Origin of the sequence: Pseudoduganella sp. R-32 (genome assembly GCF_049913245.1) — a bacterium.
Lineage (GTDB): Bacteria > Pseudomonadota > Gammaproteobacteria > Burkholderiales > Burkholderiaceae_D > Rugamonas.
Window position 1 is genome coordinate 2,466,825 of record NZ_CP183987.1, and the last position, 14,026, is coordinate 2,480,850.

Annotated in this window: 12 protein-coding genes, 2 tRNA genes and 1 rRNA gene; 6 read left to right on the plus strand and 9 right to left on the minus strand. The window is 59.4% G+C overall.

Going from position 1 to position 14,026, the window contains the following annotated elements; all coding sequences use genetic code 11:
- Nucleotides 1-25: 25 nt before the first annotated feature.
- Genes cobA through ACN9MU_RS11300 form a run of 6 tightly spaced genes read right to left on the minus strand, consistent with a single transcriptional unit; the run spans nucleotide 26 to nucleotide 5,948 of the window.
- The gene (cobA, locus tag ACN9MU_RS11275) at nucleotides 26-742 is read right to left on the minus strand and encodes a uroporphyrinogen-III C-methyltransferase (RefSeq protein WP_426170654.1); all 717 of its coding nucleotides are present in this window, start codon (nucleotides 740-742) and stop codon (nucleotides 26-28) included.
- A gap of 26 nt (nucleotides 743-768) precedes the next feature.
- The gene (locus ACN9MU_RS11280; RefSeq protein WP_426344595.1) at nucleotides 769-2,076 is read right to left on the minus strand and encodes a sulfate adenylyltransferase subunit 1; all 1,308 of its coding nucleotides are present in this window, start codon (nucleotides 2,074-2,076) and stop codon (nucleotides 769-771) included.
- A complete protein-coding gene (gene cysD, locus ACN9MU_RS11285) occupies nucleotides 2,076-2,999 on the minus strand; it encodes a sulfate adenylyltransferase subunit CysD (RefSeq protein ID WP_426322409.1) in 924 nt (307 codons plus the stop codon). The genes ACN9MU_RS11280 and cysD overlap by 1 nt, the downstream gene beginning before the upstream one ends.
- Entirely contained in the window at nucleotides 3,000-3,713 is a 714-nt protein-coding gene (locus ACN9MU_RS11290) for a phosphoadenylyl-sulfate reductase (RefSeq protein WP_426170659.1), read from the minus strand.
- Nucleotides 3,714-3,715: 2 nt separating this feature from the next.
- Entirely contained in the window at nucleotides 3,716-4,264 is a 549-nt protein-coding gene (locus tag ACN9MU_RS11295) for a DUF934 domain-containing protein (RefSeq protein ID WP_426337335.1), read from the minus strand.
- On the minus strand, nucleotides 4,257-5,948 hold the full coding sequence (locus ACN9MU_RS11300) for a nitrite/sulfite reductase (protein WP_426322413.1): 1,692 nt from the start codon (nucleotides 5,946-5,948) through the stop codon (nucleotides 4,257-4,259). The genes ACN9MU_RS11295 and ACN9MU_RS11300 overlap by 8 nt, the downstream gene beginning before the upstream one ends.
- Before the next feature lie 148 nt (nucleotides 5,949-6,096).
- Between ACN9MU_RS11300 and ACN9MU_RS11305 the strand changes: the two genes are divergently transcribed.
- The 3 genes from ACN9MU_RS11305 (at nucleotide 6,097) to ACN9MU_RS11315 (ending at nucleotide 8,659) form a co-directional block, all read left to right on the plus strand.
- Nucleotides 6,097-7,038, plus strand: coding sequence for a CysB family HTH-type transcriptional regulator (locus ACN9MU_RS11305; protein ID WP_426170664.1), 942 nt, complete (start codon nucleotides 6,097-6,099; stop codon nucleotides 7,036-7,038).
- Nucleotides 7,035-7,487, plus strand: a complete 453-nt coding sequence (locus tag ACN9MU_RS11310) for a hypothetical protein (protein ID WP_426322415.1) — start codon at nucleotides 7,035-7,037, stop codon at nucleotides 7,485-7,487. Before ACN9MU_RS11305 ends, ACN9MU_RS11310 begins: the two co-directional genes overlap by 4 nt.
- A gap of 89 nt (nucleotides 7,488-7,576) precedes the next feature.
- Nucleotides 7,577-8,659: a porin gene (locus ACN9MU_RS11315; RefSeq protein ID WP_426170666.1), complete on the plus strand. Its 1,083-nt coding sequence runs from the start codon at nucleotides 7,577-7,579 to the stop codon at nucleotides 8,657-8,659.
- 81 nt (nucleotides 8,660-8,740) lie between these two features.
- Here the strand turns inward: ACN9MU_RS11315 and ACN9MU_RS11320 are convergent, their stop codons facing one another.
- From ACN9MU_RS11320 to ACN9MU_RS11330, 3 genes are all read right to left on the minus strand, one after another.
- Complete coding sequence (locus ACN9MU_RS11320) at nucleotides 8,741-9,412, minus strand: sensor histidine kinase (protein WP_426170668.1); 672 nt, start codon at nucleotides 9,410-9,412, stop codon at nucleotides 8,741-8,743.
- 71 nt (nucleotides 9,413-9,483) lie between these two features.
- Nucleotides 9,484-10,251 carry a LytR/AlgR family response regulator transcription factor gene (locus ACN9MU_RS11325; RefSeq protein WP_426170669.1) on the minus strand — a complete coding sequence of 256 codons (768 nt, stop codon included), beginning with the start codon at nucleotides 10,249-10,251 and terminating at the stop codon, nucleotides 9,484-9,486.
- 64 nt (nucleotides 10,252-10,315) lie between these two features.
- The gene (locus ACN9MU_RS11330; RefSeq protein ID WP_426170671.1) at nucleotides 10,316-11,686 is read right to left on the minus strand and encodes a sensor histidine kinase; all 1,371 of its coding nucleotides are present in this window, start codon (nucleotides 11,684-11,686) and stop codon (nucleotides 10,316-10,318) included.
- Nucleotides 11,687-12,132: 446 nt separating this feature from the next.
- Between ACN9MU_RS11330 and ACN9MU_RS11335 the strand changes: the two genes are divergently transcribed.
- From ACN9MU_RS11335 to ACN9MU_RS11345, 3 genes are all read left to right on the plus strand, one after another.
- Nucleotides 12,133-13,663 (plus strand): 16S ribosomal RNA (locus ACN9MU_RS11335).
- Nucleotides 13,664-13,730: 67 nt separating this feature from the next.
- A tRNA-Ile gene (locus ACN9MU_RS11340) sits at nucleotides 13,731-13,807 on the plus strand.
- A gap of 7 nt (nucleotides 13,808-13,814) precedes the next feature.
- A tRNA-Ala gene (locus ACN9MU_RS11345) sits at nucleotides 13,815-13,890 on the plus strand.
- Nucleotides 13,891-14,026 lie beyond the last annotated feature (136 nt).

The following is a 14,026-nucleotide window of genomic DNA, read 5'->3' on the forward strand; positions in this document are numbered from 1 at the left end:
CCTCTCATTGCAAGAGGACGATATTCTACCGTTTTTGCTGCGGCCGCGGCGCCATAGCCTTGCCCAGCATGACCAGCACGGGACCGTGCGCGGCCGGCAGGCCATGCGCCAGCTCGGCCAGGGTGATGCGTTCGACGCGCTGGTCGGGGCGGCTGACATTTTCGATCACGACCACCGGCGTATCCGGCGAGCGGCCCTGCGACAGCAGATTGTTGGCAGTGGCAATCGCCTCGCGCCCGCCCATGTACTGCACCAGGGTGTCGGTGGAAGGGATAGTGAGTTCTTCCGGATGGCCCGGCGCGGTGGAGGAGGTGAAGAAAGCCACGCTGCGCGCCACGCCACGCTTGGTCAGCGGCTGCTGTGTTGCCGCGGCGGCGGCAACCGCGGTGGTGATGCCCGGAACGACTTCGACTTCGATGCCGTGCTGCTCAAGCGCCGTCAATTCTTCGTCGGCGCGGCCGAACAGCATCGGGTCGCCGCCCTTGAGGCGCACCACCAGGCGGTAGCGCGCTGCGCATTCGACCAGTTGCTGGTTGATGACGCCCTGGGCGGTGGAGCGTTGGCCGGCCCGCTTGCCGACTGAGATCTTCTCGGCCTGCGGGCACAGTTCCAGCATTTCTTCAGTCACCAGCGCGTCGTACAAAACGACGTCGGCTTGCGCCAGCAGCCGCGCGCCACGCATGGTGATCAGGTCCTGCGCCCCCGGTCCAGCTCCAATCAAATACACTTTCCCGTATGGCATGCGCAGGTTTCCTTTCTTGGCGAAGCTTACTCGCCGAGGCGGATCATGCCTGCAGCGACTGTCTGGTGCGTGACCTCATCGATCAGGATGAAGGCGCCGGTGGCGCGAATATCCGAATAGGCATCGGCCGCCAGCGGTTGCTGCACGGTCAGCGCAATGCGCGCCACGTCGTTCAGCTTCAACGCATCCGCATCGTGCCGCTGCTGGGTGTTGATGTCAAGGATCGAATCGATCTTCGTCACTTTTGCAGCGGTCTGCTTGGTGCCGTGCTTGATCCAGTATTTGCGGCGCAGGTCCAGCGGTTCTTCGGACAGCCAGCACACATCGGCGTTCACCTGTTTGAGCAGGTTGGCCGGCTGCGCCCTGGAGGCCAGCAGGTCGCCGCGCGACACGTCCACGTATTCTTCCAGCACGATGGTGACCGACTGGCCGGCGCTGGCCGTCTGCAGGGAGCCATCGAAAGTGACGATTTCCTTGACCGTGGCGCTTTGACCGGACGGCTGCACCACCAGTTTGTCGCCGACCGCGACGCTGCCGGCTTCGATACGTCCCATGTAGCCGCGGAAGTCATTGGCTTCGTGGCCGTTGTGGCGCGCCACCAGTTGCACAGGGAAGCGGAATGCGGAGTTGTGCGACTCATCGTACACCGACAGGTCTTCCAGCAGCTCGATCAGGGTAGGACCCTGGTACCACGGCATGCGTTCGCTTGCGTCGACCACATTGTCGCCGGCCAGTGCCGACAGCGGAATGGTCTTCACGTCCGTGATGCCCAGCGTTGCAGCGAATTCGCGGTAAGCCTTGACGATGCGCTCGTACACGTCCTGGTCGTAGTTCACCAGGTCCATCTTGTTCACGGCTACCACCACGTGCTCGATCTGCAGCAGGTGGGCGATGGTGGAGTGGCGCTTGGTCTGGATCAGCAGGTCCACGCCACCGTCTTCGCGCAGCTTCACTTTCGACACGTCGACCAGGATGATCACGGCGTCGGCGGTGGAGGCGCCGGTCACCATATTGCGGGTGTACTGCTCGTGGCCCGGGGTGTCGGCGATGATGAACTTGCGCTTTGGCGTGGCGAAGTAGCGGTAGGCGACGTCGATGGTGATGCCCTGTTCGCGCTCGGCTTCCAGGCCGTCGGTCAGCAGGGACAGGTCGATGGTGTCGCCCACGGTGCGCTTATGCTTGGCGCGCGACACGGCTGCCAGCTGGTCGGCGAAGATGCCCTTGCTGTCGAACAGCAGGCGGCCGATCAGCGTGCTCTTGCCGTCGTCGACGGAGCCGGCCGTGATGAAGCGCAGCAGGTTACGTTCGTTCAGGTTGTCGTTCAGTGCGTTCATCAGAAATATCCTTGCTTCTTGCGTTTTTCCATGGAGGCTTCGGAGGTCTGGTCATCCATCCGGGTGGCGCCGCGCTCGGTGATCTGGGTCACTGCGGTTTCGGCGATGATCGCGTCCACGTCGGCAGCGTCCGAAGACACGGGGCAGGTGCAGGAGATATCGCCCACGGTGCGGAAGCGCACTACTTGGGTTTCGATGGTCTCGCCTTCACGGGCCGGGGTCAGGTCGGTCAGCGGCACCAGCAGGCCGTTGCGCGGGATCACCTGGCGCTCGTGCGCGAAATAGATCGACGGCAGCGCCAATTTTTCGCGGGCGATGTACTGCCACACATCCAACTCGGTCCAGTTCGAGATCGGGAACACGCGCATGTTTTCGCCCGGGTGGACGCGGGTGTTATACAGGTCCCACAGCTCCGGGCGCTGTGCTTTCGGGTCCCATTGGCCGAATTCGTCACGGAAGGAGAAGATGCGCTCCTTGGCGCGGGCCTTTTCCTCGTCGCGGCGGGCGCCGCCGATGCAGGCGTCGAAGCCGTGTTCGGCGATGGTTTCCAGCAGGGTCACGGCTTGCGCGGCATTGCGCGAATCGGTGGCGGGATTGCGCAGGCGCACGGTGCCCTTCTTGATCGAATCTTCGACCGAGCCGACAATCAGGCGCTCGCCCAGTTCGGCCACGCGGCGGTCGCGGAACTCGATCACTTCCGGGAAGTTATGGCCGGTGTCGATGTGCACCAGCGGGAAGGGGAATTTCCCTGGACGGAAAGCCTTCTCCGCAAGGCGCAGCAGGACCACGGAGTCCTTGCCGCCGCTGAACAGCAGGGCAGGGTTCGAGCATTCGGCGGCAACCTCGCGCAGGATGTGGATGGCTTCCGACTCCAGGGCGTCGAGGTGGCGCGAATTGACGTGTTGTTCTACCAGTGCGTTCATTTAGCCTACTTTCTTAATTCGAATCAGTTTGCCGTCTACCAGGTGCAAGCCGCATTCCTTCGAGTCCGGGTTTTCCCACCACCAGCGGCCGGCGCGTACGTCTTCGCCAGGCTGGATGGCGCGGGTGCAGGGTTCGCAGCCGATCGACGGGTACCCCTGGTCGTGCAGCGGGTTGTAAGGCACGTCGTTGGCGCGGATGTAGTCCCACACTTCCTGTTCCGACCAGTCGGCCAGGGGATTGAACTTCTCCATGCTGTGCGAACCATCATACTCCTGCACCGACAGGTCGGAGCGGGTTGCAGATTGGGCGCGACGCTGGCCGGTAACCCAGGATTTTTTGCCGCTCAGGGCTCGGCCCAGCGGTTCGACTTTGCGGATCTGGCAGCATTCCTTGCGCAGTTCCACACTGTCGTAGAAGGCGTTCACGCCTTTCTTTTCCACATAGGCGTCGATGTCGGCCTGCACGGGACGGTACAGCGCGATTTCGTAGCCGTAGCGCTCCTGCACGCGTTCGACCATGCCCAGGGTTTCCTTGTGCAGGCGGCCAGTTTCCAGTGAGAAGATGCCGATCGGCAGGCCGGCCTTCAGGATCAGGTCCGTCAGGACCATATCCTCGGCGGCCAGGCTGGAGGCGAAAACGGCAGGCGAAAACTCTTCTGCAACGCGTTCGAGCGTGGCTAGCGTATCCCGCACGCGGGTGGCGAGCTCGCTCATGTTCAGGCTCCGGCGGCAGGCGTTGGACGCGCGTGGCGGCGGAACAGCGGTACGCGCTGGTCGACCGATGCCTGGTAAGTCTCGCTGAACACGGTCAGGCCTTTCAGCGCGTCTTCAATGCTGCGGTCCGGACGGGTGTCGTAGGCGTCAAAGCCTACGCGCTGCATCGAGAACAGCTGGTCGCGCAGCACGTCGCCGATGGCGCGCAGTTCGCCGGTCCAGCCCAGGCGGGAGCGCAGGTTCCAGGCGTGGGAGTAGCCGCGGCCATCCGTGAATTTCGGGAAGTCGATTGCGACCAGGGCCAGGCGCGGCAGGTCGTCGTGCAGGGCGACCGGATCTTCGTCAGGCGCCAGCCATACGGCGATCTCGCCGGCGGCGGCGCGGGCAGACAGCGCATCGCGCTGCGCCAGCCAGGTTGCCAGCGGCAGGATTACGCGGCCTGCCGGCACAGCCAGCGCAGCCACGGTGGCGGCTTCGGCGCCTTCCTCGGCGCGCAGCAGGTTCCAGTCGTCGGCCACGATCGCGCGGCCCTTGATGATTTGCTTAGGCATATTCGTCTTCTCCTACCAGGCGGCCAGCGATTTCAATCGGCGTGGCGTATACATATTCCTTGAACGGGGCAATGCCCAGGCGCTGCGCGGTGTCCACGAAGCGCTCTTCCGGGGTACGCTCGCGTACATACACTTGCAGCAGGCGGTCGATCACTTCCGGCATCTGCTGCGCGGAGAACGACGGGCCAATAATCTTGCCGATGGCGGAGTTGTTGCCTTGCGCGCCGCCGATCGACACCTGATACCATTCGCTGCCGTCCTTGTCGACACCCAGCACGCCGATATTGCCGACGTGGTGGTGGCCGCAGGCATTGATGCAGCCCGAGATATTCAGCTCGAAGTCGCCAATATCGTGCAGGAAGTCGATGCGGTCGAAGCGCTCGGCAATCGCTTGCGCGATCGGGATCGACTTGGCGTTCGCCAGCGAGCAGAAATCGCCGCCAGGGCAGCAGATGATGTCGGTCAGCAGGCCGATGTTCGGGGTAGCCAGGCCGTGCGCCTTGATCTCTTGCCACAGGTCGAACAACCGGGATTGCTCGACATCGGCCAGAACGATGTTCTGCTCGTGGGTCACGCGCAGCTCACTGAAGCTGTAGCGGTCGGCCAGGTCGGCCATGTAGTCCATCTGTTCCGCGGTCGCATCGCCCGGCGGCACGCCGGTCTTCTTCAGCGACAGCACCACGGCTGCATACCCCGGCACCTTGTGCGCTTTCACATTGCGCTTCAGCCAGTTGCCAAAAGCCTTGTTGTCGGCGTGGCCCGCGGCCGGGTCGATGGCTGGCAGCGACTTGTAGGCGTGCGGCTGGAAGTAGGCAATGATGCGCTCCATTTCTTCCAGCGTCAGGGTCTGCTCGGTGCCTTTCAGGTCTTCCCATTCGACTTCCACCTGGCGGGTGAATTCTTCCACGCCCAGGGCTTTCAGCAGGATCTTGATGCGGGCCTTGTACTTGTTGTCGCGGCGGCCGTGCAGGTTATACACGCGCATGATCGCTTCGATATAGGTCAGCAGGTGCTCTCGCGGCAGGAATTCGCGGATCACGCTGCCCAGGATCGGGGTACGGCCCATGCCGCCGCCGACCATCACCTTGAAGCCGATCTCACCGGCTTCGTTATGCACAACTGTCAGGCCGATATCGTGCACGGCGATGGCGGCACGGTCTTCCACGGCGCCATTGATCGCCACCTTGAACTTGCGGGGCAGGGCGATGAATTCCGGGTGGAAGGTGGACCATTGGCGCAGTACTTCGGCGTATGGACGCGGGTCGATGATTTCGTCGGCCGCTACGCCGGCGAATTCGTCCGAAGTCACGTTGCGAATGCAGTTACCCGAAGTCTGGATGGCGTGCATCTCCACCGAAGCCAGGTCGCTCAGGATTTCCGGCGTTTCTTCCAGCTTGATCCAGTTGAACTGGATGTTCTGGCGGGTGGTGAAGTGGCCGTAGCCACGGTCATATTTGCGGGCGATGTGCGCGAACATGCGCATCTGCTTGGATGACAGCAGGCCGTAAGGGACGGCAATACGCAGCATATAAGCGTGGCGCTGCATGTACAGGCCGTTCTGCAAGCGCAACGGCAGGAATTCGGCCTCGGTCAACTCATCGTTCAGGCGTCGTTGAACCTGGTCGCGATACTGCTCGATGCGTTCGCGGATGATGAGGTGGTCGTATTGATCGTATTGATACATAGCTTTCCCAGTAAGGCATGCCCAAAGTGGAATCAATGGTAATAAACTGGGGGCTTATTCCAAACAACATAGTCTTTATTTGCTTATATGCTGTTAAGGCATAAGCATCAGCGTAAAATATGCGCTGGGGAGTCCAACGAGAGCGAGAATGAACCTTCACCAACTGCGATTCGTGCGGGAAGCCGTGCGCCAGAACTACAACCTGACCGACGCCGCCAAGGCCTTGTTTACCTCCCAGCCGGGCGTTTCCAAGGCGATCATCGAACTGGAAGAGGAGTTGGGTGTTGATATTTTCACAAGGCATGGCAAGCGGATTCGCGGCCTGACCGAGCCTGGCCGCCTGGTTTTGTCTTCGGTCGAACTGATCATGCAGGAGATCGACAGCCTGAAACGGATCGGCAAGGAATACGCGGCCCAGGACTCGGGCAGCTTCACCATCGCCACCACGCACACCCAGGCCCGCTATACCCTGCCGAAAGTAGTACAGGCCTTCATGCAGAAGTACCCGAAGGTGCGCTTGTCTTTATTGCAAGGCAATCCGAAGCAAATCGCGGAGATGGTGCAGCGCGACCAGGCCGACCTGGCCATCGCCACCGAATCCATTGCCGCCATCGATGGCCTGATTACGCTGCCTTGCTACCAATGGGAGCACGTGGTGGTGGTGCCTCCGGACCATCCGCTATTGAGGATCAAGTCCGTCACGTTGGAAGAAGTGGCCGAGCACCACATCATCACGTATGATGCCGCCTTCGCCGGCCGGTCGCGCATCGACCAGGCCTTCGAAAAGCGGGGCCTGAAGCCGGACGTGCTGCTGGAGGCGATCGATGCGGACGTGATCAAGACGTATGTGGAACTGGGCATGGGAGTCGGGATCATCGCCGGCATGGCCTTCGACCCTGAGCGCGACCGCAACCTGCGGGCCATTCCCGCCGGCCACCTGTTCGGCATGAATGTGTCGCGCGTGGCTGTCAAGCAGGGCGCCTACCTGCGATCCTATATATATACCTTCATCGAGCTGCTGGCGCCGACGTTGAACCGCAAGCTGATCGAACAGGCGATGAAGGGCGAACATGAGAACTACGAACTGTGATTAACGAAGAAGAATTGTACGAAGTGCGCGAGCACATCGAAGAACTGCTGGATGGCCACGAGGTCCTGCAGCTGGGAAGCGCCGACCTGTCCATGCTGGACGTTCAGCCGGGCCAGTACACGGCTGTCTACGCCGAATTCCTGTGGGCCCAGGTGCCGCGCGAGAACCAGGACAAATTCCTGAAACAATTGCGCGAGAAGGTCGGCAAGGATGTCTTGCTTGTCTTGATGGGTGAAGACTATGTCGACGGCGAGAGCTTCCCGGTCGCGCGCACCGACCAGCACGGAAATACCTACGAGTTCCAGAAAGATGACGACGGAAATCGCTTCGAAGTGATGAAGAACTACCCGTCCGACAGCTGGCTGCGCAAGCGTTTGGGCATCGCTGCGCGTGAAATCAAAGTGTTGCGGTCCGAATATTACTGGGTTGTTACATCACGCCTGAAGTAATTTTTTCCTGTCACATTGTTGAAGTAATTGAGGGGCAATATAGCTGCGTTTGAAACATTTCCCTCAACTTCAACAACGTAGGACAACAAGTGAAAAAACTTACTCTGGCAGCACTGATCATCAGCGGTTTCGCAGCACAAGCTCAAGCCCAGTCCAATGTGACCATCTACGGTATCGCTGACGCAGGCTTCGTCGCAGAGCGTGGCGGCGTAAACGGCAGCGTCAACAAGGTGACCAGTGGTGTGGGTTCGGCTTCCCGCCTGGGCTTCAAAGGTGTTGAAGACCTGGGTGGCGGCACTTCCGCTATCTTCACGATTGAATCCGGCGTCAAGATCGACACCGGCGACCAGGACACCGCAGGCGTGTTCGCACAGCGCCAGGCCTTCGTTGGCCTGAAGAGTGCTGAAGCCGGCCAGATCACCCTGGGCCGCCAGTACACCATGCTGTACAACGCCCTGTCGCAGGTTGCCGACCCATTCGGCGCCGGCTATGCTGGCAGCGCCAAGAACCTGTTCCCAACCGGCGGCGTCAACACCCGCCTGTCGAACTCCATCGTTTATAACTCCCCAGTGTTCTCCGGCTTCAGCGTCGATGCACTGTACGGCATGGGCGAACAAGCCGGCGACAACACCGCTGGCCGCCAGTTCGGCTTTGGCGTGAACTACACCAGCAAGGAACTGAATGTTCGCCTGGTGCACAACAACAAGAACAACGACACGGCTGCAGTGGGTGCCACTCCAGCCGTGCGTAAGGACAAAGCCAAGAACACCCTGTTGGCAGCCAACTACGATTTCGGCGTTGCCAAGGTCTACTTCGGCTACGAAAAGGACAAAGGCGCCGGCTCGGCACCACTGCCAGTGGCTAACGCCTACGGCCTGAAAGTTGCACCCAAGTCCTCCGCGGACAGCGCTGAATGGCTGCTGGGCGTAGGCGTGCCAATGGGCGGCGGCACCCTGGTTGCTTCTTACATCCATAAAGACGACAAGCAAAACGACCAGGACGCCAACCAGTTTGGCATCGGCTACCTGTACGCCCTGTCCAAGCGCACCACTGCCTACACCGCGATCGCCAAGATCAAGAACAAGAACGGCGCCGGTTACACCGTTGGCAACAACACTGAAGCGGGCACTGGCGACAAGGCATTCAACCTGGGCCTGCGTCACGCCTTCTAAGCAGTTTTTGTAGCAAGCAGTACCTCTCTCTCTCTCGAGGTGATTCATGATCTTTGGCGGGTCTTCGGACCCGCCCTTTTTTTATGCGCCTGCGGGGAGGGGAATGCGGATCGCGATGCGCGTGCCGCCGCCGCCGTCGACGTTCATGGTGCCGCGCAGTGCGGCGACACGTTCGCGCATGCCAAGCAGGCCAAGCGCGTCTGCCTTGGCCATGTCGCCGACAGCAATGCCGCGCCCATCATCCGAAATATTGATGAGCAGTTCCCGGCTGTCGCGCCGGACACGCACTTCGGCAGTGGCGGCTTCCGCATGGCGGGCGATATTGGTTAAAGACTCCTGCACCAGCCGATAGATGGCGGTGCTATAGCGCTCGTCAAGCACCAGGGTCTCTGGCCGCGCATCGAGCAGGCAGCTAATGCCGTGCCGTTTTTCGAACTCGCGCCGCAGCGATTCCAGTGCAAAGTACAAACCGCCTTCATCGAGCGCGCGGGGGCGCAAGTTGCCTGCAATGCGGCGCAGCGAACCAATGGCCGTCACGAGCAGGTTGTCCATGCTGGCCAGGCGCGCCTCGGCATCGGGCGAGCCCGGAGGCAGCTGCTTCAGGAGAGTGAGTTCGACGCGCAGGGTTGCCAGCAATTGCCCCAGGTCGTCGTGTAGTTCGCGCGAGATGTGGACGCGTTCATCCTCACGGATTTCCGCCAGCGCGGAATCTGTGGAGCGACGTCCCTGGACGCGGGTGCGGGGATTCTTCAAAGTTGGCCTCCTGGTGGCTGCAACCACCAGGACACCGTATTACAGCAAGCCGGTGGACGGCTTGATCTGGATCACATCTGCTTGAACAGATGGAGGAAGGAGCGGCTGACTTCCAGCTTATCGGGGCGGCCTTTGATCATAACCAGGTGGCGGCCGCGAATGTCGCGCGTTACGCCTTCGATGGCGTTCACATTGACGAGGGTCGCGCGGTGGATTTGCCAGAACAGGGAAGGGTCCAGCTCTTCGGCCAGGTCGCGCACCGGCTTGCGGATCAGCGCCTCGAATTTATCGGTCTGCACGCAGGTGTATTTTTCGTCCGAACGGAAGAACAGGATTTCCTCGACCGGGATCATGCGCAGGTCTGAACCGATGCTGGCCTGGATCCATTGCAGGTACTTCGGTTTTGGCGCTGCGATTTTCTCGGCAAGCTGGTTCAGGATCGCGGCCATGTCGGCGCCTTGAGCGGCGCTGGCTGCCGGCGAAGACAGGCGACCTTTCAGGCGCTCGACGGTGATCTTCAGCCGCTCCGGCTCCGGTGGTTTCAACACGTAGTCGACTGCGCCGCGTTCGAAGGCTTCCACGGCGTAGGCATCGTAAGCGGTGACGAAAACCACATTGCTCTTGTTGCCGATTTCGGCAGCTGCTTCCATGCCGGTCTTGCCCGGCATGCGGATATCGAGGAAGGTGAAATCAGGTTTCAGTTCGTCGACCAGTTCTACTGCTTCGTCGCCGTTCTTGGCTTCGCCGAGGATCTCCAGTTCCGGCCAGACTTGTTCCAGCCGCATGCGCAGTTGGTCGCGCATCAATCGCTCATCGTCGGCAATAATTGCTGTGGGCATAGTGCTCAATATGTGGAAATAAGAAGTATCAATTATTCAATGGATCGCAGCGTAAGGCAATCGCTTATTCCGAACGCGCCAACTGGTATGGCACCTCGATAATCGCGATCACGCCGCTCGGCTGGTTGGGCTCGATTTTCAGCGAAGCCTGGTCGCCGTGCAGCAGCTTAAGGCGTTCGCGGATATTGGTCAGGCCCAGGCCGGTGCCGGTGCTCGGCTTGGCGCCAAAGCCCAGGCCATCGTCGCTCACCGTCACGCGCAGCTTGCTGTGCGCCACTTCGGCGCGGACTCTCAGGTAGCCGCCCTCCGGCTTGCCTTCCAGGCCGTGCTTGATCGCGTTTTCGACCATCGACTGCAGCATCATTGGCGGGAAGGCGGCGGTGCGCAGTCCTTCCGGCACATCGAAGTCGATGGTGAGGCGCTCTTCCATGCGCATCTTCAGCAGGGCCAGGTAGGCCGCCACCATATCGGACTCGCTGCCGAGCGTGCTGGTCAGCTTGTTTTCACGCATTTGCGGCAGTACCGCGCGCAGGTATTTGATCAGGCTGCGCTGCATGGCTGAAGCGCGCGGCGGATCGGTCTCGATCAGATGCTCCACCGAAGCCAGGGTATTGAACAGGAAATGCGGTTCGACCTGGGCCTGCATCATTTGCATTTTGGCTTCGCTCAGTTGGCGCTGCATGGATTCGCGCTCGGCCGCGGCGTTTGCCACTTGCGCCTCGGCTTCTGCCTTCTTCTTGCCGCCAACCAGCGCTTTCATCGCGAACAGTGCTAGCAAGAGCAGGGTGATGAAGCTGGTGAACCAGGTCGACGCCTGCTTGTGGTAGCGCGAGACTTTTTCTTCGGCTGCACTATCGACAGCCTGCTCCAGTGCGTTTGACAGTTCTTCGCCGATCTGCGGCGGCAGTTCGATATGGACTTCTTCGCCAGGCATTGGCGCCACTGGAGCCGCCGGCGCCGCAGGAGGTTTAGCCCGACTGGCCTTCGGCGCCGGCGGGGCAGGGGGCGTTGGGATCGCGGCATCTGCCGGCTCGGCTGGCATCGCCGGCGCTGCTGCTTCGGCTGCCGCCGCTTCAACAGCATCCGCTGATTCATGTTCATTGGCCGCATCATCGCTGCTGGCTTCAGTGCTGGCTGGCTTCTTGATCTTCCCAGCGCGCGGATTGAAATGGATGCCACTGTCGTCAATCGTGATGTTTGGGTCCGCGTTACCTGATTTTGTACGCTTATGGGAGCGAATCACCATCTCTTCGTCGCGGGAGGGCGAGAACAGCTCATCCTGCAAGATCGATGCTGCGATCATCGACAGCGCCGCAAACAGGAAGAACTTCCACCAAGACAAGTGCGTAACCCAGCCGGTCGTCGCATCAAAGCCGCGGTGGAGCCAGGCCAGGATGGTTTTTGCTGTGTCTTGGGCTTTCGGAGTTGGAAACATGCGCGACTTTCTATTGAATATGGGGCAAGTGTAGATAACCTTGCGTAAAGCCGCCACCGATGTGCGACAGAATGCAGAAATACGGGAATAGAAGAAGGCCCTTGCGGACAGCCGGATCGTTTGCTATAGTTCTGTCCCTCGCAACGCAGCGCTGACAACTCAGCGAAGCGAAACGAGGAAAAGATGGGGTTGACGAGTTATACGAAACATTGCATAATCTCGCTTCTCTGCTGCAACGAACACAACGCTTCGTTAAATAAAAGCAGCGATCTTTAAAAATCAACAGTCGATAAGTGTGGGCGTTTGACGATATGCCCGGACCTTCGGGTCCGATGCTCAAAATATACGTTGTAACGCTCGCACAAAATTAAACGTAATCTCGAAAGAGATTTCGTCAGTATTTTGAGTGAGTGACCTGCCGCAGAAATGCGGCAAAAACAGAGATTGAACTGAAGAGTTTGATCCTGGCTCAGATTGAACGCTGGCGGCATGCTTTACACATGCAAGTCGAACGGCAGCGCGGGCTTCGGCCTGGCGGCGAGTGGCGAACGGGTGAGTAATATATCGGAACGTACCCAAGAGTGGGGGATAACGTAGCGAAAGTTACGCTAATACCGCATACGATCTAAGGATGAAAGCAGGGGATCGCAAGACCTTGTGCTCCTGGAGCGGCCGATATCTGATTAGCTAGTTGGTGAGGTAAAGGCTCACCAAGGCAACGATCAGTAGCTGGTCTGAGAGGACGACCAGCCACACTGGAACTGAGACACGGTCCAGACTCCTACGGGAGGCAGCAGTGGGGAATTTTGGACAATGGGGGCAACCCTGATCCAGCAATGCCGCGTGAGTGAAGAAGGCCTTCGGGTTGTAAAGCTCTTTTGTCAGGGAAGAAAAGGGTCTGGCTAATATCCAGATCTGCTGACGGTACCTGAAGAATAAGCACCGGCTAACTACGTGCCAGCAGCCGCGGTAATACGTAGGGTGCAAGCGTTAATCGGAATTACTGGGCGTAAAGCGTGCGCAGGCGGTTTCGTAAGTCTGTCGTGAAATCCCCGGGCTTAACCTGGGAATGGCGATGGAGACTGCGAGGCTAGAGTTTGGCAGAGGGGGGTAGAATTCCACGTGTAGCAGTGAAATGCGTAGAGATGTGGAGGAACACCGATGGCGAAGGCAGCCCCCTGGGTCAAAACTGACGCTCATGCACGAAAGCGTGGGGAGCAAACAGGATTAGATACCCTGGTAGTCCACGCCCTAAACGATGTCTACTAGTTGTTGGGTCTTAATTGACTTAGTAACGCAGCTAACGCGTGAAGTAGACCGCCTGGGGAGTACGGTCGCAAGATTAAAACTCAAAGGAATTGACGGGGACCCGCACAAGCGGTGGATGATGTGGATTAATTCGATGCAACGCGAAAAACCTTACCTACCCTTGACATGGCAGGAATCCTGGAGAGATCTGGGAGTGCTCGAAAGAGAGCCTGCACACAGGTGCTGCATGGCTGTCGTCAGCTCGTGTCGTGAGATGTTGGGTTAAGTCCCGCAACGAGCGCAACCCTTGTCATTAGTTGCTACGCAAGAGCACTCTAATGAGACTGCCGGTGACAAACCGGAGGAAGGTGGGGATGACGTCAAGTCCTCATGGCCCTTATGGGTAGGGCTTCACACGTCATACAATGGTACATACAGAGGGCCGCCAACCCGCGAGGGGGAGCTAATCCCAGAAAGTGTATCGTAGTCCGGATTGTAGTCTGCAACTCGACTACATGAAGTTGGAATCGCTAGTAATCGCGGATCAGCATGTCGCGGTGAATACGTTCCCGGGTCTTGTACACACCGCCCGTCACACCATGGGAGCGGGTTTTACCAGAAGTAGGTAGCTTAACCGCAAGGAGGGCGCTTACCACGGTAGGATTCGTGACTGGGGTGAAGTCGTAACAAGGTAGCCGTATCGGAAGGTGCGGCTGGATCACCTCCTTTCTAGAGTCGGCATCAGACTCAAACGTTCACACTTATCGACTGTTGTAATACGAAGAACAGCAATGTTGGGGCTGTAGCTCAGCTGGTTAGAGCACCGTGTTGATAACGCGGGGGTCGTTGGTTCGAGCCCAACCAGCCCTACCAAACCAATGGGGGATTAGCTCAGCTGGGAGAGCACCTGCTTTGCAAGCAGGGGGTCGTCGGTTCGATCCCGTCATCCTCCACCAAGTTTTCAAACGTAAGCGTAGCCGCTTAGGTTTGAACGCTTAAATGTTCATCGTTCTTTAACAATCTGGAAGAAGTAAAAGTTTTATTAAGCGATATCGAAAGATATTACTTAGGGTAGTAGTAAAACTCATCAAA